The 21,698-nt window shown below is 34.0% G+C and carries 21 protein-coding genes; 14 read left to right on the forward strand and 7 right to left on the reverse strand.

Going from position 1 to position 21,698, the window contains the following annotated elements:
• Positions 1-10 precede the first annotated feature (10 nt).
• From EG342_RS17155 to EG342_RS17170, 4 genes are all read left to right on the forward strand, one after another.
• Positions 11-6,586: an RHS repeat-associated core domain-containing protein gene (locus EG342_RS17155; protein WP_164465199.1), complete on the forward strand. Its 6,576-nt coding sequence runs from the start codon at positions 11-13 to the stop codon at positions 6,584-6,586.
• The gene (locus tag EG342_RS17160; RefSeq protein WP_103292581.1) at positions 6,583-7,107 is read left to right on the forward strand and encodes a hypothetical protein; all 525 of its coding nucleotides are present in this window, start codon (positions 6,583-6,585) and stop codon (positions 7,105-7,107) included. The genes EG342_RS17155 and EG342_RS17160 overlap by 4 nt, the downstream gene beginning before the upstream one ends.
• Positions 7,108-7,224: 117 nt before the next feature.
• On the forward strand, positions 7,225-7,875 hold the full coding sequence (locus EG342_RS17165) for a hypothetical protein (RefSeq protein ID WP_103292580.1): 651 nt from the start codon (positions 7,225-7,227) through the stop codon (positions 7,873-7,875).
• A 6-nt stretch (positions 7,876-7,881) separates the two neighbouring features.
• Positions 7,882-8,397 carry a hypothetical protein gene (locus EG342_RS17170; protein ID WP_123868128.1) on the forward strand — a complete coding sequence of 172 codons (516 nt, stop codon included), beginning with the start codon at positions 7,882-7,884 and terminating at the stop codon, positions 8,395-8,397.
• Positions 8,398-8,486: 89 nt separating this feature from the next.
• On the opposite strand, the gene EG342_RS17175 is transcribed toward EG342_RS17170, so the two are convergent.
• Positions 8,487-8,726 carry a hypothetical protein gene (locus EG342_RS17175; RefSeq protein ID WP_103292578.1) on the reverse strand — a complete coding sequence of 80 codons (240 nt, stop codon included), beginning with the start codon at positions 8,724-8,726 and terminating at the stop codon, positions 8,487-8,489.
• 133 nt (positions 8,727-8,859) lie between these two features.
• On the opposite strand from EG342_RS17175, the gene EG342_RS17180 reads away from it, so the two are divergent.
• The 6 genes from EG342_RS17180 (at position 8,860) to EG342_RS17205 (ending at position 12,569) form a co-directional block, all read left to right on the forward strand.
• Positions 8,860-9,438: a hypothetical protein gene (locus EG342_RS17180; protein WP_103292577.1), complete on the forward strand. Its 579-nt coding sequence runs from the start codon at positions 8,860-8,862 to the stop codon at positions 9,436-9,438.
• Between the two features lie 9 nt (positions 9,439-9,447).
• On the forward strand, positions 9,448-9,969 hold the full coding sequence (locus EG342_RS17185; protein WP_103292576.1) for a hypothetical protein: 522 nt from the start codon (positions 9,448-9,450) through the stop codon (positions 9,967-9,969).
• Positions 9,970-10,175: 206 nt separating this feature from the next.
• Positions 10,176-10,640, forward strand: a complete 465-nt coding sequence (locus EG342_RS17190; RefSeq protein WP_103292575.1) for a hypothetical protein — start codon at positions 10,176-10,178, stop codon at positions 10,638-10,640.
• Between the two features lie 29 nt (positions 10,641-10,669).
• Complete coding sequence (locus EG342_RS17195; protein WP_123868129.1) at positions 10,670-11,272, forward strand: hypothetical protein; 603 nt, start codon at positions 10,670-10,672, stop codon at positions 11,270-11,272.
• A 61-nt stretch (positions 11,273-11,333) separates the two neighbouring features.
• Entirely contained in the window at positions 11,334-11,933 is a 600-nt protein-coding gene (locus EG342_RS17200) for a porin family protein (protein ID WP_103292573.1), read from the forward strand.
• Positions 11,934-11,963: 30 nt separating this feature from the next.
• Positions 11,964-12,569 carry a hypothetical protein gene (locus EG342_RS17205; RefSeq protein WP_103292572.1) on the forward strand — a complete coding sequence of 202 codons (606 nt, stop codon included), beginning with the start codon at positions 11,964-11,966 and terminating at the stop codon, positions 12,567-12,569.
• Positions 12,570-12,647: 78 nt separating this feature from the next.
• Here the strand turns inward: EG342_RS17205 and EG342_RS17210 are convergent, their stop codons facing one another.
• The 6 genes from EG342_RS17210 to EG342_RS17235 form a co-directional block, all read right to left on the reverse strand.
• The gene (locus tag EG342_RS17210; protein ID WP_103292571.1) at positions 12,648-13,823 is read right to left on the reverse strand and encodes a M28 family peptidase; all 1,176 of its coding nucleotides are present in this window, start codon (positions 13,821-13,823) and stop codon (positions 12,648-12,650) included.
• A gap of 273 nt (positions 13,824-14,096) precedes the next feature.
• Positions 14,097-15,287 (reverse strand): M28 family peptidase, encoded by a 1,191-nt coding sequence (locus EG342_RS17215; RefSeq protein ID WP_103292570.1) that lies wholly within the window; start codon positions 15,285-15,287, stop codon positions 14,097-14,099.
• Between the two features lie 207 nt (positions 15,288-15,494).
• Complete coding sequence (rplT, locus tag EG342_RS17220) at positions 15,495-15,839, reverse strand: 50S ribosomal protein L20 (RefSeq protein WP_103292569.1); 345 nt, start codon at positions 15,837-15,839, stop codon at positions 15,495-15,497.
• Between the two features lie 118 nt (positions 15,840-15,957).
• Positions 15,958-16,155, reverse strand: a complete 198-nt coding sequence (gene rpmI / locus EG342_RS17225; RefSeq protein ID WP_002979658.1) for a 50S ribosomal protein L35 — start codon at positions 16,153-16,155, stop codon at positions 15,958-15,960.
• Between the two features lie 129 nt (positions 16,156-16,284).
• Positions 16,285-16,866 (reverse strand): hypothetical protein, encoded by a 582-nt coding sequence (locus tag EG342_RS17230; RefSeq protein ID WP_103292568.1) that lies wholly within the window; start codon positions 16,864-16,866, stop codon positions 16,285-16,287.
• A 189-nt stretch (positions 16,867-17,055) separates the two neighbouring features.
• Entirely contained in the window at positions 17,056-17,877 is an 822-nt protein-coding gene (locus EG342_RS17235) for an alpha/beta fold hydrolase (RefSeq protein WP_103292567.1), read from the reverse strand.
• Positions 17,878-18,158: 281 nt separating this feature from the next.
• Here EG342_RS17235 and EG342_RS17240 point away from each other — a divergent pair, with 281 nt between their 5' ends.
• From EG342_RS17240 to EG342_RS17255, 4 genes are all read left to right on the forward strand, one after another.
• Positions 18,159-19,643 carry a hypothetical protein gene (locus EG342_RS17240; RefSeq protein WP_103292566.1) on the forward strand — a complete coding sequence of 495 codons (1,485 nt, stop codon included), beginning with the start codon at positions 18,159-18,161 and terminating at the stop codon, positions 19,641-19,643.
• A gap of 26 nt (positions 19,644-19,669) precedes the next feature.
• Positions 19,670-20,302, forward strand: coding sequence for a hypothetical protein (locus EG342_RS17245; protein WP_103292677.1), 633 nt, complete (start codon positions 19,670-19,672; stop codon positions 20,300-20,302).
• 87 nt (positions 20,303-20,389) lie between these two features.
• Positions 20,390-20,917 carry a hypothetical protein gene (locus tag EG342_RS17250; protein WP_246008648.1) on the forward strand — a complete coding sequence of 176 codons (528 nt, stop codon included), beginning with the start codon at positions 20,390-20,392 and terminating at the stop codon, positions 20,915-20,917.
• A 291-nt stretch (positions 20,918-21,208) separates the two neighbouring features.
• Positions 21,209-21,661: a hypothetical protein gene (locus EG342_RS17255; protein WP_103292564.1), complete on the forward strand. Its 453-nt coding sequence runs from the start codon at positions 21,209-21,211 to the stop codon at positions 21,659-21,661.
• Positions 21,662-21,698: the final 37 nt, after the last annotated feature.

The raw sequence follows: 21,698 nt of genomic DNA on the forward strand, positions 1-21,698 counted from the left end.
CAGCAATAAAATGAAATTTATTTCATCCATTATAGTATCATGCCTTTCTATTTTTGGTTTTTCACAGACAGTGTCACCAGACAAGTTTCACGATACGAAAGGAAATATTGAAGTCACCAGTGCGGGACAACTTCAATATACGTTAGCAATTGATGTTCCCCCGGGTATTCAAAAAACGGCTCCCAATATCAGCCTTGCTTACGTGAGTGGAGCAACCAATGGCATGGCCGGCTATGGCTGGAATATTTCAGGAATAAGCTCCATATCAAGAATTGGAAAAAATCTTGAAAAAGACGGCATAACAAAAGGTGTACAGCTCGATTATTCTGATTCTTACAGTTTTAACGGACAAAGATTGATTTTAAAATCCGGAGAATATGGAAAAGATGGTGCAGAATACATAACGGAAAAGTATTCGAATATAAAGATTAAATCTGTAGGTTCAGTTACAGGACAATTATGGCAAGGCCCCGAATATTGGGAGATTACTTCCCCTGACGGATCACAGATATGGTATGGGGCTACTGCCTCAGGAGAAAGCCCGGCAAGAACTCCCATCGATTATAATATTGTAAAATCAAAAGATACTAACGGTAATTATGTTACCTACAATTATGCTTCTGAAAGTAATGTGTCAGTTATCAGTACCATTGAGTGGGGAGGAAATGAAACCCAGAGCACACCACACTTTAATAAAATTGAGTTTGTTTTTGCACTAAGACCAATGCCTGAAACAGCCTACATAAAAGGAGTCCTCTTTTCTCAATCAAAGCTGCTTGAATCAGTTGTTGTTTCTACAAATAGCAAACAATACAAAAAGTACAACGTCAGCTATAAAAAGGACCCCCAACAGACCGCTTATAGGTATCTGGACAAAATAACCGTTTTAAATAGTAAAAACGAAGAGGCAAATCCTGTGCTTTTTACATATGAAAAATCATATGGACCAAATTCAAGTGGATCATATTTTGAATTTCCTCAGACTTATGGAGGAATACTAAAGTTTAATAGTGACACTGATGTATTGGGAGATTTTGATGGCGACGGCACTCTTGATTTATTGAGGTATCATTCACAAACATCGGCTAAAACACCACAAATAGGAGTATACCTGTATAAAAATTATTATTCGTATAACCCTGATTCTTTTAGTTATCCAATATTCACAGGAAGTTCTTTATCAGGATTTAAAAACGCAGTTGCTGTGAATTTAAAAAAGAATAATGTTATCCGCAACCGACAGGGATTTGTTATCATGAAACAGGTTAATAATACATCTAAACCTGATCTTGAACTTTCATTTTATAGTCTTTCAGAAAATAACGAATTAAATCTGGATTTTAAAAAGATTATTCCCAATGCCGATTATGATAATTCTGACGATGGTGGACAAAACGGAACAACTACAACATTATTAGGAATAAAAAATGTTGATTTCAATGGAGATGGACTTAGTGAAATTGTTTTACAGCTCAATGATCGGGTATGTCGACTAACAGATCCAAACAGTTCTGCTAAGTTACCTCACAAGTGTGTAGATTATGGAAGATATTATGTAATCGATCCTGATGAATCAATTCAAAATAATAATTGGTATTATCCTTTGTCGCTATATACTGCGGGTAAGGAAGATGCATTTACTACTTATAAAGCAGGGGATTTCAACGGTGATGGAATGTTTGATTTTATGAAACTGGATCAGAACAAAAAACCATTACTAATTACATTCAAAAAAAATCTCCAGGGTAAATATGAATCCGGTATATCACCTTTTAATCCCACAAATAATGAAGAAGTGAAAGGAGTTTGGGAAGATGCTTTGGTGGGGGATTATAATGGGGATGGAGTAAGTGACATTATGATGCCAACTTCAAGCACTTCCGCATATTGGTACACTTACACATCAAAGGGGAATGCCTTCAAGGAGGATATGAATCCTTTTATGCGCCCTCAAAGAGAGCGTCAAGTGCTTAGAGACCCCTATCAGGCAATAAAAATTTACAATCCCCGGACTTTTGTAGCCTATGATATTAACAATGATGGTAAAACTGATCTTATAAGCCTTGAATCAACAAGATTTTTGTTTAGGCGGACTAATCTGGACAATTCTTCAGGAGCGGGTTACAAAGGTGATACTAACTACATATTTAATGTTTTTTCAACTACTGGAGGACAGAACAGCCAATTGACTATCAACAAGGGGGGGTATAACTATAATCTAAATAATGATAATATAAATGAGACGATAGCAGTAAACACTGAAGATATGATAGGCGTACCTGTGGACTTGTGGACAGGAGCCATGCTAAAGCGGCTTGTTATGGCTTCTATCGGGACAAAGACTCATCCTTATGGTCTCATACAGGCTGCTTTGTCAACTAAATATTTTGATATAGCTATGCAAGGGCGTATTAGTAGTATTTCGCAAGGAGGTATTACCACTGATATTACCTATAAGCAACTCGATAAAGACAAAAATCCGGGACTGTATGATGGTGTTAAGACAGAAAACTATCCGTATGTTGAAATCAATCAGTCCACAGGAATGTATGTAGTTTCAGGGATTACTCAAAGTACTACGTCAGATAAAAAGCTAAAGCAGGATTTCAGGTACAGAGGTCTAACCTCGAACATCTTTGGAAGGGGAATGATTGGCTTTAGGAAAACGGCGCGTTCTTCTTGGTATACTGACGGATTTGAAAATACAAAAATTTGGACAGGTGTTGAAATAGATCCTTTAAATGATGGTATTCCGGTAAAAGAATGGTCGATCAGAACCAATGATGAAGCTAAAATATTTCCGGCAGATGTTTCAGAAAACAATTCTGATTTACTAAGTTTTACATCTACCGGTTATCAAATCGATAAGCTTTTAAACGGGCAGATTGTTACAAGTGTTGCTGATGTCGATAAGGCTAAAGTAGTTACAGCCATTCTTCCGAAAATAACCAAAAGCAAAGACTTTTTAACCGGAACCTTAACCGATAAGATCACATCCTACACCAATTATTATCTTCCGGCAAAGATTATTTCTTCGATTAATAATAATTATGCGGTTACCACTTCTACATTCGGGTATAACCACAATCCATCCGGCACCGGAAAGGGCTATTATATAGGACGTCCATCGTTCCAAACTGAGGTGGTTCAGGCGTATGGCGATACTCAAAAGAATACTACACTCTACTCTTACGAAAATGACCTTTTGGCTAATAGTATACTTATTGCCGGATCTGACTTAGACAGTACAATAAAGGAAGAATATTCTTATGACGGGTTTGGGAATATGACCGCCAAAAAGACAACTGCGAGAATTGATAATAATTCAAGATCTGAGAAAACAGAATATGACCCTAAAGGTAGATTTGTTATAAAGAAAACAGATAATTTAGGACTGGAAACTTCTATTGAATATAATGATTGGGGGCAGATTGTATCCCAGACAGATCCTTTCAATAATATTCTATCCAATACCTATGATGGCTGGGGCAAGCTGCTAACGTCCACCACCAATCTGAGCGGTACAACGACATACTCTTACGATAGGGATAGTAATTCTAATGTGACAGTTGCCCGATATGAGCCGGATGGTAATATATCAAAAACTTTCACCAACAAATTGGGACAGGAATATAAGTCTTCTACAAAAGCATTCGGACAAGGTCAATTTATTTCCAAACAAACCTTGTATGATGTATTAGGAAGGAAAATTAAAGACTCTGAACCTTATTTTGAGGGACAAAGTGCCAGTGGATGGAATACCATTACCTATGATGACTCGGTATTGCCTGCTAAGGTAACAGTAACAGCATTTAATGGTAATAAAGCGGAAACTTCAGTTTCAGGCCTCACCACAACCACTCAGGAGCTTAATGGATATGGAAGAATAACCTCGAAAACAGCAGATGCCTTAGGGAATATTATTTCTTCAACTGATAAAGGAGGAACCATACAATTCTCTTATAATGCGGCCGGAAAACAAATTCAGGCAAAATATGCTGAAAATATTGTTACCACAAAGTATGATTCATGGGGACGAAAAATTGAATTCAACGATCCTTCGAATGGAACATATAAATATGAGTATAACGGATTTGGACAAGCCAAAAAGACCAAAAGTCCGAAAGGAACTAAAGAATATACTTATAACAATCTGGGACAGCTGATTTCTCAGAAAGAGCTTTCCACCACAGATGGCGGACAGGCAACTAATAAGACCATTTCTTTTACCTATAATGATAAAGGTTTGCTGACCGCAAGATCCGGGCAGATAAAATGGCAGACGATCAGTACTGTTTTCACCTACGATCCTCAAGGAAGGCTGTTGTCTTCCACAGAGAACAGTAACGGAAAAACCTATAGTCAGAAAGGGATTACCTATGATGATAAAGGAAAAGTAATTTCTTATGAAAAAGAACTGCTGTCTTATGGCGTTTCCACAAAGGTTACTATAGAAAACGTGTACAGCCCATGGAATGGGGAACTCTACCAGATGAAGGATAAAAGCTCAGGAAAGATTCTTTGGGAGCTGAAAGAAATCAATCCTAAGGGACAGGTGTTAAAAGCCAGATTAGGCGCTGCGGATGTGAGTAATTCATATGATACCAATGGCTTCCTTACAAACGTTGATCATTCTTCACAAGCAAAGCCAGGGATTCTGCAACTTTTATATTCGTTTGATGCTATCAGAAATGAGTTGAAAAACAGAACCACGGGAGGAGATTTTAATATTGTTGAATCTTTTGATTATGACGACAATAACCGACTTATCAACTGGACGAATCCGGTAACGGGAATTAAACCGTCTGCCAACAGAAATGTGTATGACATAAAAGGCAGGATCATGGAAAATGATCAGGTAGGTGCCATAAAGTATGAAAATGCTGCTAAACTCTACCAGCCTACCGGAATGACTCTAAATACTGCAGGAACACAGAATTATAATAATGATCTGATCCAGACTATTACTTATAATGAGAATAATGATCCGGTACAAATCAATGGCCAGAAAGCTCAAATCAGTTTTGAGTACGGATTAGGTAGTATGCGGCAACGTGTAGATATTACCAAACCAATGGGAGGATCGAGTGAATATAAAATGGCAGGAAGTGGAATTGTGGATCCCAATGCACCTATATGGAACAATACCATCAGCAAGTTTTACAGCGAAGATGGCAGCTTTGAAGTGGTAAAAGACCAAACCGCGGGTCAGGAGAAGCATATTTTATATATCGGTGGCAGTCCTTACGAGTCTAATATTGTATATTTGAAAGACTTTGGTCAGACAGGAGGTTCTTATAAATTTCTTCACAAAGACTATATCGGAAGCATCCTTGCCATCAGTGATGAGGAAGGAAATAAAGTGGAGCAGCGCCATTTTGATGCCTGGGGCAATTTAACAAATCTGGCATTTGGGAATAATGGAGCAGTAATTACAGACAAGTATAGTATTGACAGCTCACCTTTATTAATTGACAGAGGCTATACAAGTCATGAACGTTTTGCGGATATAGGGATCATCCATATGAATGGCAGGTTATATGATCCGTTACTCAGAAGGTTCCTGAGTGCCGATGAAAATATACAGGATCCTTCCAATACTCAGAATTATAATAAGTACGGGTATGTGATGAATAATCCTCTCATGTACAATGACCCAAGCGGAGAATTTATACCGTGGTTAATTGGGGCTATAGTAGGAGGATATTTAAATGGTGTAGCCGCCAATAATGGAAACTGGAACCCCGGAAAATGGGACTGGCAGAATACATGGAGCGCGGTACTTGGTGGTGCCATAGGCGGAGCAGCTGTTTCAGGAGCTTTAGGAAATATAGCCAGTAATGCAGGAGCTATTAAAAGCTTCTTACCGGGTATTGTCTCAGGAGGGTTGAATTCTGCATTTAATGGAGGTAATTTCTTGGGAGGAGCTATAGGAGGGATTTCTTATACAGGCAATTTGTTCGGTAATAAGATGACATCGACAGAACTTAATAATACAAGTTATAGATATATGATATCTTCTGATTCTAAAAATAGAGAATTTGGATTTAATAACTCAAGATCTGGATTGAAAGATCCATTGAGTATTGTATTGAGCATTTCAGGATTAAATCCTAGTTCTTCAGCGAATATGTATAGTTTAAGTGTAATTGCATCATTATTTGCATCGAAAGATGCTTGGATTGCTGTTGGCAACACTAATACGATGAATGAGTGGGCAAAAGGTTACATTAAATTTAACATGGATCCAAATGGGCTTTTTGTTGATCCCAGTGAACCAAATGTAAAAATAGAAGGAATAACAAATCCAGTAACAGGAAAAATAATTTTAGCCCCAGGAATTTTTAATGGTAAGAAAAGTAATTATGGATTGGCTGATGTGATAATACATGAAAATGATCACTATTATAATTGGAAAAATAATATCCTACAAGGTAATCATCCACTAATTCAAAACCTGAACGAAATTTCTGCTTACAAAGCAGCTTCACAATGGACAGGGTCTATGGGTGGAGCAGAGGATTACTTAAAATCAGTCAGTAATTATATGTTATATATTTTAAATCTTTTTAACAGTACAAAATGAAAAATAACATTCTATTAATATTAGCGTGCTTTACTTCTATTTTTTGCTCATCGCAAATGAAGTTGAACAAAAATAAAGAGATAGACATATTGATAAAGACACCTGTAAAGTTGGCACCTGAAAAGCCAATAATCTATACTATAAAAAATAGTAGTGATAAAACTTTTATAATTGATCCATATGGTTTTGTTGGTGATTCTTATTGGACTTTTAACAATAAGAAATTAATTCCCATTGAATTTTCTAGAGGCTACTATTCACGTGAAGATAAGAACTGTAGAGATGATTTAATTATAATAAAACCTAAACAAAAAATTGACATAGGCTTAAGCTTGAATTATGTAGATAAAGCTATATATGACTATTCTAAAACGGGAAATTATATAAGAAACATTCAATCAAAACACAGTAAGCAAAATGGTATGCCATCAACTTGTAAATCATATATTAATGAGTTAGAAAAGAAAGGCTATATCATGCTAGAAGATAGTATTGTTGCTAAAATCCCTTTTGTAAAATAATTAGTAGTGCAATTTATAAAAGGGAGTTTTGAATGTTGGGTTTAAGGAGCGATTAAAAGCTTTTTACCAGGTATTGTCTCGGGAGGTTTAAGTTCTGCATTTAATGGAGGTAATTTCTTGGGAGGTACTATTGCAGGATTATCTTATACGGGTAAATTATTTGATAATAGAGCAACATCTACAGAAATGGCTGCTGCTAAGTATATTATTTCTCCTGATTATAATGATGGAGACAATAGAGTTTATAACTTAAATCCAGAAGAACCGGTAAGCTTCTTTGGGGAAGGAGACGATCCTGTTTTTCATAATGTTTATAAACAAATGTATGATTTATTTAAAAATACAAAAGGAGATGGAATTTTTAGAGTTTACGGGCATGGTAATTTTGAAACACTATTTAATGGTGAAGAAAGAATAAGAGATGCTAAAACTTTTGATACCGTAATGAGCTTTAAAAATCAAAACTGGAAAAATGTAGATAAGATGAAAGATCCAATTTTGATTTTGTATGCATGTTTATCAGGAACAGACAATAAAGGGGTATTTGTCCCTATGGGAAAACAAATATCTGAAGCTCATCCTAAACTTACCGTTTTTGCATTTAACGGTTTTGTAACCTATAATGCGAATGTAAGTGGTATACAAAATAGTAATCTCAGACAAAACTCTAATGATGGAAATGGAATCATTAAAATTTATTACGGTGGTAAAGCTATTTCTGCTTATCATTATAAAGAGTTTCTCAAATATTATCCAGGATTTAAATAAAATAGTATGAAAAAAATAATGTTTTTATCAATTTTCTTGTTAATAACCTGTAATAAGACTCCAGATCAGAAAAAAGAATTCAAAAACAGTGAACAACAAGGATTGAAGAATATTCTTGGGAAAGAAGATGTTAATATTGGAGAATACAGTCCATATAAAGACAATAAATTTGATTTTAATGATAAAAAACTTTATGAAAATTTAAAGAAAGCAATATACGAAGGTGATACTCTTGCCTATAAATCAGCATCTAAACATTATATAGTTAATGGTCGGTATAAAGAATTTTTATATTATGCGATCTTGATGGCAGAAAAGAATAATTATAAAGAGGCCTATTGGGATATATCAACTATTTTAGCTTCAGAACGGCATGATTCTTTTACCAGTAAGTTTGGGACTTATTCTTTATTAAGATCTTATGAATTAGGAGATAAAGGTGCTAAACAATCTGTTAAATACATTTATATGGATAAAGGTAAAGAAATTCCAAAATCTAACTCAATTTATTGCTCTGAATAGTATTGAGTTTACTTGATAAAAAAAGCTTAAAGAAATAGAATAATAAAGTTTAATGGAAATATTAAATTTATGAAAAAGACTATTATCTCCTACACATGTAAAAGACAAGGAGTCTTTTCTTTCAATTTGAAGTCTACCAATTGTTTATAAAAATCAATAATTAACGAATAAAACAAAAGTAGGAAGATTTCTACTTTTGTTTTCTCTAAAAATTTTAACCCCGGAAAATGGGACTGGCAGAACACATGGAGCGCAGTACTGGGTGGTGCCATAGGTGGCGCAGCCATTTCAGGAGCCTTAGGAAATATAGCCAGCAATGCAGGAGCCATTAAAAGCTTTTTACCAGGTATTGTATCAGGCGGATTAAGTTCTGCATTTAACGGAGGAAATTTTTTAGGTGGAGCTATAGGCGGGATTTCTTATACTGGCAATTTGTTTGAGAATAGAATGACTTCTACCGATATGAATGACAAACGTTATACTAGATTTAGCCAAGTGTTTAATTCAGAATCGACTACAATAATAGGTAAAAATATACTTGCTGGATTTTTGGAGAAAAATGGAATAATGCCTTATAACCCTGCCACTGCTAAAAGTTTGAAGAAAATAATATCATTATTTTCTTCACCAGGACAATGGATTAAAGTTGCAGATGCGAGTACTATTGCGGATTTTTCTATAGGACATTTGAATTACTCTATAAATTCTACAACACGGTATTTAGAACTATATATAAAAGGTAATTTAGAAAGTAAAGCTTGGGGAGTAACTAATCCTATAAATGGTAAAATAATATTAGCACCATGTTTAATCGATGGCATAGAACATAATTTTTGGGCAGCTTCTGTAGTTATTCATGAACAAGATCATTTTTCTAATTTTAAAGCAGGTCTTTATCAAGGTAATAGTTTTATTACTCAAGAATTAAATGAGTTATCGGCTTATAAAGCTGCCGCCAAGTGGACGGGATCTATGGAAAGGCAAGGATTTATTCATTTGCAAAATGTTATTGAGTATTTTTTAAAACTATCTAACTATTAAATTTAAATTATGAAAAAAATTGTTTTATTACCTTTTTGCTTTTTATTTATTTTTTGCTCGAATCAAATAAAAATGAATAAAGGAAAAGATATTATATTTCGGTTAAATTATGTTGATACCCAATCAAAAGAGGTTATAGAGGAAATTATAAAAAATAATACTAATAATACCTATGTTGTTGATCCTCTTGGCTTTTATGGTAAATCTTTTGTGTTAGAAAATGGAAAAATATTAGATCCCTATTTATATTTCAAAAGTGGATATTATTCTAGAAATGATAGAGCATGTTATGAAGATTTGATTATTTTAAAACCGTTTCAAACGATACATCGTTCTATAATCTTTAATAAAAATAATCAAGCAGTTTATAGATATAAGAAATCTAATAAATACGAGGAGATTGTTAAATCATTTCATAACAAAAATAATGTAACAATATTAGGTTGCGAATCTTATATTAAAGAGTTGGAATCTAAAGGATACAAAGTTCTAGAGGATAGTATAGTAACTAAATTACTTTTACAGCCTTAGGAGATTATTTAACGGAGGGAATTTCTTAGAAGGAGCTATTGGAGGAATAACTTATTCAGCTAGTGTATTTGAGAATAAGATAACCTCAACAAATATTGCTAATGGTAATAGGTATATTGTTTCGCCAGATTATAATGATGGAGGAGCTGGATTAAATAACTCAACCATATAGAGATCTTATTAAATAATTTTTATAATTAAAGACAATGAGAAGAATATTATTACATCTAAGCATTATTTTAATATCATTAATTAGCTGTTCTAAACAAGAAACTTCAGTAAATAAAACAGTTAAAGAAACTCCTGACAAATTTAATATTAATGATGATACAATTAAGAGAAACTTGAATGATGCTATTAAAAAAGGTGATACACTGGCGTATATTAGGTCGCTTAAAGCTTTTACAGTACATGGTTATGAAAAAGAATTTCTTTATTATGCTATAAAAATGGCTGAGGAACATAATTATCCTCTCGCTTATGAAAATGTTTATACAATTTTAGTAAGAATAAGTGAGGAAAATGGTTATAAGACAGATAGTAAAATAGGAGATTATTATTTACTAAGAGCTTATGAGCTAGGAAGTAAATCTGCTAAATATGATCTTGAAAGTTATTATAAAGGCAAAAAAATTCCAAATTCTAAATCAATTTTAGATGATTCAAAATAAAAAAATAGGTATTTAGTACCCCAAATATTATGAAAGCGTTTATTCTTATTTTATTAATTATAGTATCATGTTCTAACGATGGACATAAGAGAGTTTTAAACAAAACAGTAAACATAAAAATGGAAAACTATGAATCAAAAGACTTTGACATTGATAACATTGAAAATAACTTCATAGAAAAAATGGGAAATACCAATGATGATCTTTCTAAAATTAATAAATCAATATTAATTCCCTATGATATTATTTCCAATGTCTTCTTATACCCGGTGAATGAAACAATATTTGAAAAATCTTATTTAAAAAGTAAGTATTATACAGGGTATAAGATAAAAATTTCTAATAGTATCTGGATACTTTGTTATTTGCATCATTTCGATTTACATAGCGAAGAATTGATTTGGACAATTTATGATTCCAAAAGTAAACAAGTGAAATCAAACTTAGTTATAGCAAGCTGGAATGATGGTACTGAAAAAAGGATTATCAGTTTTGATGGAAAACGTATTTCAATAACAAGTACCTATAAAAGGAATTTTAAAAATGGAATGGATGGAGATAATAGTAAACCAATTGAAGCACTGGAAACTTTTGAAATTAGTAAGGATTATAGATTTATCAAAATAAAATAACTTTAAAACAAAAGCAGATACTTTCTGCTTTTGTTTTTCAACTTATAAAAAACATAATTAAATGAAAAAACAATTACTAAGCCTATGCATAGTTATGGGAACTATGGCATTAGCACAATCTACAGAGAAACCAAAATTTGGTGTTAAAGCCGGAGCTAACATTTCGAGCATTACAGGAAGCGATTCTAAGTCAAAATTCGGATTCTATGCCGGAGCATTTGCTAATATTCCGATTTCTTCTGTCGTGAATATTCAACCGGAGGTTCTGTACAGCGAGCAGGGAGCAAAAGCAAAAGACAAATATTATTTTGGAGGTCTTGCTGTAACGGATATGAAGCAAACTCTTGGTTACATCAATGTTCCAGTAATGGTTCAGTATAATGCCACTTCTAAATTTTATCTGGAAGCAGGTCCTGAATTTGGATTCCTTATCAATGCAAAGGCTGAAGAAAATTTTATCGGTACACCTCTTAGTAGAGATAATAAAGACTCATTACGAATCTTTAATTTTGGATTAGGGCTTGGGTTAGGGTATAAATTAATGCCTAAATTAGGTGTTAATGCCCGATACATTGCAGGCTTAACCGATATTGCAAAATATGGAGGTGGAGATAATTCAAAAAACACCAATTTTCAATTAGGTCTGAATTATTCTTTTTAAAATAAACAGCATACATTAAAAAAACGACAAATGATTTTTCCAAAAGCAAAGAAAATAGCTAGAGAATTGGATTGGTATAAAACAGATGACGGCGTATTTGGTCTTTACAAAGGTTATTTTTTTAATGTTTCAGATGCAAGCGTAATGAGCACTCCGCAATTCAAATTTGTGACAGTTATAACCGGCAGCTTAGCTGAGGAACAAAGGCTGCAAATCAAAGCAGAATTAGCCACCAACAAAAGGAAATTAAAATTTACAAGCTTTGAAATCCTGGACGATGGTATCTTTTTTAAATTTGCTGAAAATATAACTTTTACAAAACTTAAAACCGTTTACGCTTTGTTCGACTTTTTGGCAGACCAATTCAAAAGACTGAACATCGCTGAACAAAACAAATGTCATCGCTGCGGAAAAAATCAGAAAATTAACTATTACAATCTTCATGATACAGGTATAATCCTTTGTGACACTTGTTTTAATAATGCAATCTTAGAGTTTCAAACAAACCGGGAGGTAAAAGAGGTATTCTATCAAAGTATTGTGATCTCTTTTATATTGGCATCGCTTGCCTGGATTTGGTTATTGTTTTTCATGAAAGACAATAAATTAATTGTAAAGCCTGCAGATAAATTTTAGAATTAACAGCATTGGCAAATAATAAAAAACCGGAACAAAGTATTTTGTTCCGGTTTTTTATACCATGTAAAATAAATCTTATCTGTCAATCAGGATATTTTTGACAACAGTTTGATCACCTGTTTTTAATATTCCAATATACACTCCTTTTTCAAGGGCAGAAACATTAATCTTTGCTTCGTTATTTGTTTTAAGCAATGATCTGCCTGTAAGATTGGTCATTTCAAAACTGAAATTGGTTATCTTGGGATCTGGCAATTCGATGTTTAAAACAGTGTTGGCCGGATTAGGATAAAATCTTGTCGCTTCCAGAGATGCTGTTGACGCCGTTTTATTGACTGTTGATGTCGTAGAGGCTGTTGCAAAGTGTTGCAAAGCACCTACGGTAGCTTTTCCAATATTATAAACATATACAGGATCTACATTGGCAAAAGTATCTTTTGAGGTGTGAGGGAAACTGCTTTCTATTCTTTCAAAGAATCCTGTAATCACTTCACCTTTTTGTTCAAAAGGAATATAATCTGTCCTTTCAGCAGGATCTACAGCCGTTTGAAGAGGAGAGTAGAGAGCGGTACAATTTCTGAGCTGTTGAGTAACGGCAGTAGAAGCTGCATTATTGCTGGAAACACCACCCTGATCTTCATCACAGTATACGGTATTGTTGTTATTTCCTTTTACGCCGCCTACCTGATCCAGATTAAAGACCAGTTTGATATCCAATTTGCGGACACCTCCCTGATAGGCAACATTATTCACATAATGAGTACTTCCTATGAGTCCTTGCTCTTCTCCGGAAAAGTGAATGAATTTAATAGAGTACTCGGTTGGTACATCTTTTAATATTCTCGCAGCTTCCAGAATGATGGAAGTTCCGCTGCCATTATCATTAACTCCGGGACCGTTGATCGTATCAAAATGCCCGCAGATAATAACAAACTTGTTAGGATAAAGAGTTCCTGTTTTAGTAATAATCAGGTTTTTAGATGTTTTTGAACCATAGGTGAAAGTACTTTCCGCAATCTGGCTGGCAGAATATCCGTACGCAGTATACTTATTTTTAATCCAGTTTAACGTGTTGGTATTTGCCTGGGAACCGGTGGTTTTTATTCCAAGATTTCCAAACTCCTGCAGGTTGGCAGTGATATTAGCCTGGGTTACCATGTCGGCTCTGTTCTTGTAAGCCTGGATGAAACTTTGTGCAGCAATACTTTGGATCATCAATGCAGTACACAAAAATGTTGTGATTCTTTTCATATTATTTATTTTGGTTGTGGATTACGAATATAATAAATAAATCCCAATGTAGTGTTTAGTTTTTTACGAATACTTTAAAACTTTAACCAGTTTATTGGTTATTATTGATGCTTTATGGCTAGTTGCCTTTACAGCTGTATAAAGTTCGGATTTTCAAACAAAAAACCTTTGAAGTGCTTCAAAGGTTTAAAAATATTTAAAATAAACTGAGTGAATCAAATGAGATCATTTTCAATTATGATCTTCCTTGCTAGGGCTTAATCATCAGTTTTATTATTTTTCAATAATTACTTTTCTGGAAATATTTCCTTTATCTGTTTTTACCGTTACCATATAAACTCCATTTTGCAAACCGGATACGTTTATTTTCGTTTGGTTTCCAACATTCATAACTATTTTTCCGGTCATGTCACTCACCTCAATACTGGATTGCTTTATTTTTTGTGGTAACTCTACCATGATCATGTCCTTCGCCGGATTAGGATAAATCTGTATTGCTTCCAATGATTTCTGTGGGGCTTCCTGAGTCGCCATAACATTATTGGTTGTTGCAGCAATGGCAAAATGTTGTAATGCTCCCACTGCAGCTTTACCCACGTTCAATACGTAAACGGGATCAACATTGGCCATCGTGTCATTTACTGTGTGCTGATTCCCACTTTCTATGTATTCAAACAATCCGGTAATGGTGTAACCTTTTGCTTCAAAAGGCATATAATCGGAGCTGTAGGCATATGAAATAGAAGTTTGAAGAGGAGAGTAGAAGCCGGTACATGCAGCCAGTTCCTGTGTTGCTGTATTGGACGCAGCATTATTTGTGGACATACCGCCGGTATCTCTCTCGCAGGTAATGGTATTATTCAGATTTCCTATTTTTCCGCCGACCTGATCAATGTTGAGAACCAGTTTAATGTCCAGATTACGAACACTTCCCTGGTAGGCTACTGTATTGGCATAATGGGTACTTCCTATTAAACCTTGTTCTTCACCCGAAAAATGGATGAATTTAATAGAATATTCGGTAGGAACATCTTTTAAGATTCTTGCCGCCTCCAAAAGAATGGAAGTTCCGCTTCCGTTATCACTCACTCCGGGACCTACAATGGTATCATAGTGTCCGCAAATAATCACATATTGATCAGGATAAACGGTTCCTGTTTTGGTAATAACAAGATTCGTAGAGTTTTTTATATTAGGTGCATTTCCATAACTGAAAGGATCTTCTGCCATTTGGTTCGCGGTGTACCCGTAAGAAAGATACTTATTCTTCAGCCAGTTTAATGCATTTGTATTGGCTTGTGATCCTGTTGTTTTTACTCCAAGGTTGGAAAATTCCTGAAGATTTGAAGTAATTTGTGTTTGGGTAACCAGATCAGCTCTGTCTTTATAAGCTTGAATAAAACTTTGCGCGTCAATACTCTGTATAATGATAGAGGTTAATAAAAAAGCGGCGATTTTTTTCATTTTTTACTTAACTTGTTTTCTGGTTGCTAATATACCAAATAATCATCAGTTAATGCTGAAAATTAAAACCATTAAGGGTGATTTATATATAATTTGTTAATGGAGTGTATTGTTTACGTGGCTCTTGGTAGGTAAGCCTGAAATATAAAACAAAAAATCCCGGATAAAATCCGGGACTTATATTGATAACAAAAATAGTATTCTACATTATTTTACTTGATCTACAACAGCTTTGAAAGCTTCAGGGTGATTCATTGCTAAATCTGCTAAAACTTTTCTGTTAAGCTCGATGTTGTTCTTTTTAAGAGCTCCCATAAATTGAGAGTAAGACATTCCGTGTTCTCTGGTTCCCGCGTTGATACGAGTGATCCATAGTGATCTGAAGTTTCTCTTTTTCTCTTTTCTACCACGGTAAGCATATTGCATTGCTTTTTCTACCGCGTTTTTAGCTACAGTCCAAACGTTCTTTCTTCTACCGAAAAAACCTTTAGCTTGCTTTAAAACTTTTTTTCTGCGAGCTCTTGAAGCTACCGCATTTACTGATCTTGGCATAATTTAAATTGTTTTTTTGAAAAGGGCGGCAACATATGTTACTCTTGTTAGCACCGTTCCAGGGTTAAAATGATGAATTTGTTTGAATTCTTATAAACCGAATATAGATTTATAAAAACTACTTAATTGCTAATTGACGTTGAACGCTTTTCTCGTCAACCTTAGCTACGTAAGAAGTAGTAGTAAGATTTCTCTTCTGCTTAGTTTCTTTCTTAGTTAAGATGTGGCTTTTGTAAGCGTTTTTTCTTTTGATCTTACCAGATCCGGTAAGAGCAAAACGTTTCTTAGCACCTGATTTCGTTTTTAATTTTGGCATTGTCTTGCTTTTTTATTGTTTTTGTTATCAATATCTGTTTTGGCTACTCCTAAAGACATTAGGAATAATAGGGTGCAAAGATACAAAAAAAATCAATTCAAACTTTTATAATTTGTGATTTTATCGCATCTATAGATAAACGGTCCTGTCCTCGTAATCTACTTCAAATACATCATTGATATTTTGATTATTTCCTCCCAAAACAAATTTAATTCTATGTCCTGAATAGCCAAATATATCTTTTTTTGAATATAACTGAAGCTTCATGTGTGGATCATTCACATGAAAGTTAACCGTTTTATTGGTATTCCAAATTGGAATTCCATTGTTGTAAATGACCATGTTTCCATCATATTGTGCAATAAGCTGTGGAGTACCATTTAAAGGTCTATAAGTATTAGAATGCCATACTACAGAAGTGTGTCCTGACCTCGTCATATAGAGCACAAGATTATTATCAGGCTGCATGATAAGTTGAAATTTTCTGTCACCTTCCTGTAAAGTAATAGCTTCTCCCGCATTTAATACCGAAGGATGATATACTTCTTGTAAAAATTTTATAGTGGTAGTGCTAACATTAAGACGGGATGTTTTACTTTCGTTTACTGCAACCTGCTTTTCAGCTGGCATTACATTATCACGGGTTTCATCCTGAGCACAAGATGCCAAAAGCATCGAAAGACTTAAGAAAGTCATTAATTTTGTTTTCATAGGTTATTTGTTTGAGGTTGCAAATGTAAACTTATTTACAGTAAATCACAAATTAAAGATATAAAAATGTTTAATAAACCTTTTGACAATGGGTGTTTCAGGATGTATAATAAGACACTTTTTGGTGTTTTTAATAAATAATCCACAATCGTATTGATTGTGGATTGGTAATATTGTAGACTATATAAATTACGATTGAAAAAATGCTAACAGATCTTTATTGATCGTTTCGGCTTCCGTAGTAGGCATTCCGTGAGGGAAACCAGGATAAGAAATTAATTTTCCGTTTTTAAGAAGGGTAGCTGCTACCTTTCCTGTTGTTTCAAACGGTACAATCTGATCATCTTCACCATGCATCACCAACACAGGAACATCTACACTTTTAAGATCTTCTGTAAAATCTGTCTCAGAGAAAGCTTTTACACAGTCGTAATGTGCTTTGATTGATCCGCTCATCCCTTGTCTCCACCAGTTTCTCTGAATTCCCTCAGAAACCTTAGCGCCTTCTCTGTTGTACCCATAAAAAGGGAAAGTAATATCAATGAAGAACTGCTGTCTGTGCTTTGCGGTATTGTTTCGGATATCGTCAAAAACAGATATCGGAACTCCATTCGGATTGTTTTCATTCTGAACCATAATAGGAGTGACAGCACTTACCAATACGGCTTTTGCAACTCTTCCGTTACCATGTTTTGCCACATATCTGATGACTTCACCACCTCCTGTAGAGTGTCCTACATGAATGACATCTTTTAAATCCAAAGTTGTAACAATTTCTGCTACATCAGAAGCGTAAGTATCCATATCATGTCCGTAAGGGGTCTGTTCTGATCTTCCGTGTCCTCTTCTGTCGTGAGCGATTACCCTGTAGCCCTGCTCTAAGAAGAAGAACATCTGTGCATCCCAGTCATCACTAGATAATGGCCATCCGTGGTGGAAGAAAATAGCCTGTCCTTTTCCCCAATCTTTGTAATAAATTTCTGTTCCGTCTTTTAATGTAAGTGTGCTCATTGTTTCCTTTTTTATGATTAATAAATAGTGTATTTAACTTTTTTATAATCACAAATGTAGATAGAAAATCTTCACAATATCTTGATGTAAGATAATAATTGATTAAAAATTTACATACAATAATAATTTATAAATAATATTTTTTAAAACATGAAAGGTTTAAAATCTTACAATCAGAAAATTCAAATGATGTGTCTGTAAAATATAGCTGATAATCGGGATTGTATTGTTTTTCACATCTCTTTAATATTGAATTATAAAGATGAGTAGAATTTCGAAGTATGAAAACAATAGTATGCAGTATCCTTTTTATGTTGACTTCAGTGACGGCTTGTACACAGGAGAAAAAAGGTGATTCCCCATTAGTTACATCAAAAATGAAGACTATAAACAGTATTCCTTTTTTAACGAAGCAGAATGATTTTGTCTATGTAGATAAAACTAGTCTGAAACCCGTTACCGGTCAAAAATTCCGAAGTGCATCTGTATTTACCCCTACAGGTTTTGCCGTTGTTGGAAATGGGAAAGACGAATACGCGACCATAGACGAAAACGGAAAAATAGTTTTAGATTTTTCTACCAGTTCAATTGATTTAAATGTCATTAATGGACTTACATTTTATAAAAAAGAAATTGAATACGAAAAGAAGATGCCCGCCTGGAAATGGGAATGGAACATTTTAGGCAGCGGCATCAAGAAAGAGCAAACCTATCATAAAATTGAAATCGGAGTATTGGAAACCAAACAAATTTTGCTGGATGAAGAAATCCCGTATCTGGAGGATAACTATTATCTAAGTTTTGTTTCTGTAGATGAAAACCACGTTTTTTGGAATGGAAATCTTTACGAAATCAAAAATTCCCGCCTGAAGAAAATTGAACAAAATATTGCGGAGTTATTGGAAAATAAGCGTTTTCTCAAAGCTTCTAATGCTGGTTTTTCCATGTATGAATTGAATCAGAAAAAAGCAATTCACAACGGATTGAAAGGCATTGAAACATTTTCAATACAATTTGATAAAGAAACCATAATACTGAAAGACGTTAATAAAGAACGCTATGAGCCGGAAGTGCCTAAGCTTTTAGCAGATCCTGAAACCAACGATGTTTACCCTTTTCCCCAATATGAAAAGGTATTTCCGAAAGAAATTACAAAAGCAACAGATTCGCAAATTGATTTTATTAAAAAAACATCTTTAGTGTATTCTATCACCAATTCACCCTACTTTTTGATAGGTGTTTTTAATTATGATCATGATATCTGGGCATACGATTGGCTTTATATCGATACCAAAGGTAACATTACAGACTCCATCGATTCATATCATTTTAAAGTGCTGGATCAGGTCGGGAATTTGATCTGGCCCGATAGAAAAATGATTTTACCGAATCAGTTCATCGACAAAAACTGGAAATTCGGAAAAATAAATTCTTACGAAGGGATGAATGATTTATACCTTATCCGGATTGAAGATGAAAAAGGATTAAGAACCATGGGCTTGTGGAACAGCAGTAAAAAGATTTGGGAGATAAAACCTGAATACCACAATATCTCCGTATTGGATACTGAAAAACAGATCTACACACTCCAAAAGGATGATAAAGGTTTGTATACACTTTATGATAACAAGAATAAAAAAAGTATCGGATCAAAAGCTTATCAATCTATTAACTCCGATGGTTTGGTGAGCACTGTAATTAATTCGGGACAGACGAAGTATTTCTACATTGATATTTATTCCGGAAAAGAATATAAAGAAAATTAAATAATACAATGGGAAAAAGTAAAACTATGATTTTTAGAAAGCTATTGTCTGGTGCTGCTTGTATTGTGAGTGTAGTATCATTTGCTCAAATGAGGACAGGGATATACTTTTCTTCAGATAAAAAATACAAGGAGATTATTGAAGAGGTGGGAAATCCGTTGTCAGGAAATCCGGTAATGATTGTACAATCATTTGTCCCTGATCATGGAAGTTATATTTGGTTTTTGAACGAAAGTAAAGCTAAAAATTCCACTTATTCAGGCATGGATTCAAAAGATTTATACTCGGGTGTTTTTCTGGAGGACCATGGCGGATTACTTCCGAAAATAACCTTTAAAGATTTTGCAGAAGGATTGGCACAACCTCGATATATGATTAACTTCTGTGAAATTGGAGATGCAAACAAAGATGGTCTTCCTGAGTTTTATCTTACTTATTTTGAAGAATCAGATGGATTGGATGCAAAACCATTGAAAGTGATTGTATATACAAATTTAGGTGAAAAGACATTTTCGAAATCAAAAATTACCGGCTGGATTCCATTCCAGGAAGAAGAGCAGTATCGCGAAGTAAAGGATGAGAATTTCAAATTATTGCCCAAAGAAATAAGGTTGAAAGCGGAAAAACTATTGAAAGAAGCCAAAAAAGAAATAAACTAGAGCTATTAAAAAACCACTATAATCAGGGATATTTTTATCCTACACCTTTGATTACCTTTAGTTCGAAGATTTAATAATAATAAGAGGGTGAAATATTTCGTGATATCAACTTCATTTTTAACCTTATTGAGCTGTGAAACAGATGCTCAGAAATTAAAAATTGCTACCATTTATGCTGCGCCAAAAAGGGTTGTAAAAGAGATTCCGGAAACAGGTAAAACCCATATTTATACAACCCGTCAGGAGGTTACTGAACGTCTTAGTCCAATGATTTTGATGCTTTCCAAAAATGCTGAAACCCTACAATTTAGGATTCAGGGAAATATCGACTCCAGTGGTCATAACATTCATCAAGTTAGGAAAATTCGTTTTGAAAAAGGAGAACTGAATGGCAATGGTATTACACTGAGATATTATGTGGAGATCAAAAAAAAGCCGGGCAAAGAAAGTGCTGATGTGAAGGGTTATAATTATACAAAAGATGAAACTTACAACATACCGAATGATGTTAAAATAATAAAAATAGAATTGTATGAAGACAGGATTAATGATGCACCAGATTCAAAACCGAAGCTTATTGCTCAACAAATCTTTAATTCTTTTGTAAAAATATAAGAGGGAAAATGCTGAAAGATCCCCAATAATTATAACTAATAACCATTTGACTTAGATAAACAATTTTTTTTTAACTTTTATAGCTTTCTTTTTCACGCCTGATTAAAATGAGAATCTTTTATTTCGAACAAACACTACAATCAAAAGCATGGGTAAAAACAATAACAAAATAGAATTGAGTGAAGAAGAAGCTGTAAAAGTAAGAAGTGTTGACAGGATAGTTGTATCAACTGACAAAATAAAAAGTCATTTTGGAGAGAAATAAGAGTTCATGAAATATCCTTTTTTAATATGAAAAAAACTGTTGCTTTCCCATTTTTCATTGTTATTCTGGTCATTCTATTCAGCTGTAAAGGCCCTGAAAGAAAAAAGCTGAATTTCCCTAATAATCTGAAAAGTACCCGGTGGATTATTAATGCCGGAGGACTTATTGCTCCTGTTGGCGAGAAAACCTATTATCTCTCAAAAAGAATAGATACTGCCTTTATTCTCAACTTTCACGCGGTAGACTTTTTGGATGCTGAAAAATTCAAAAGTTATGATAGCTGGGAATGTGGAAATGACTGCTTTACAGAAATACATGGTAGATACTACTTTACAGAAAAGAATCAGATACAAATGGAAGTCGATAGTATCAGTACATCAGGAACCTGCGATGCTCCCACAAAAATTTTCAAACCGGCAAAAAATATGTCATTTAACCTTATGAAAGAAGGAGAACATCTAAAATTAACAAGAAAATAAAATGGAAGACTTCATAAAAATTTTCCCCGAGTATGAA

Origin of the sequence: Chryseobacterium lactis (assembly GCF_003815875.1) — a bacterium.
GTDB lineage: Bacteria > Bacteroidota > Bacteroidia > Flavobacteriales > Weeksellaceae > Chryseobacterium > Chryseobacterium lactis.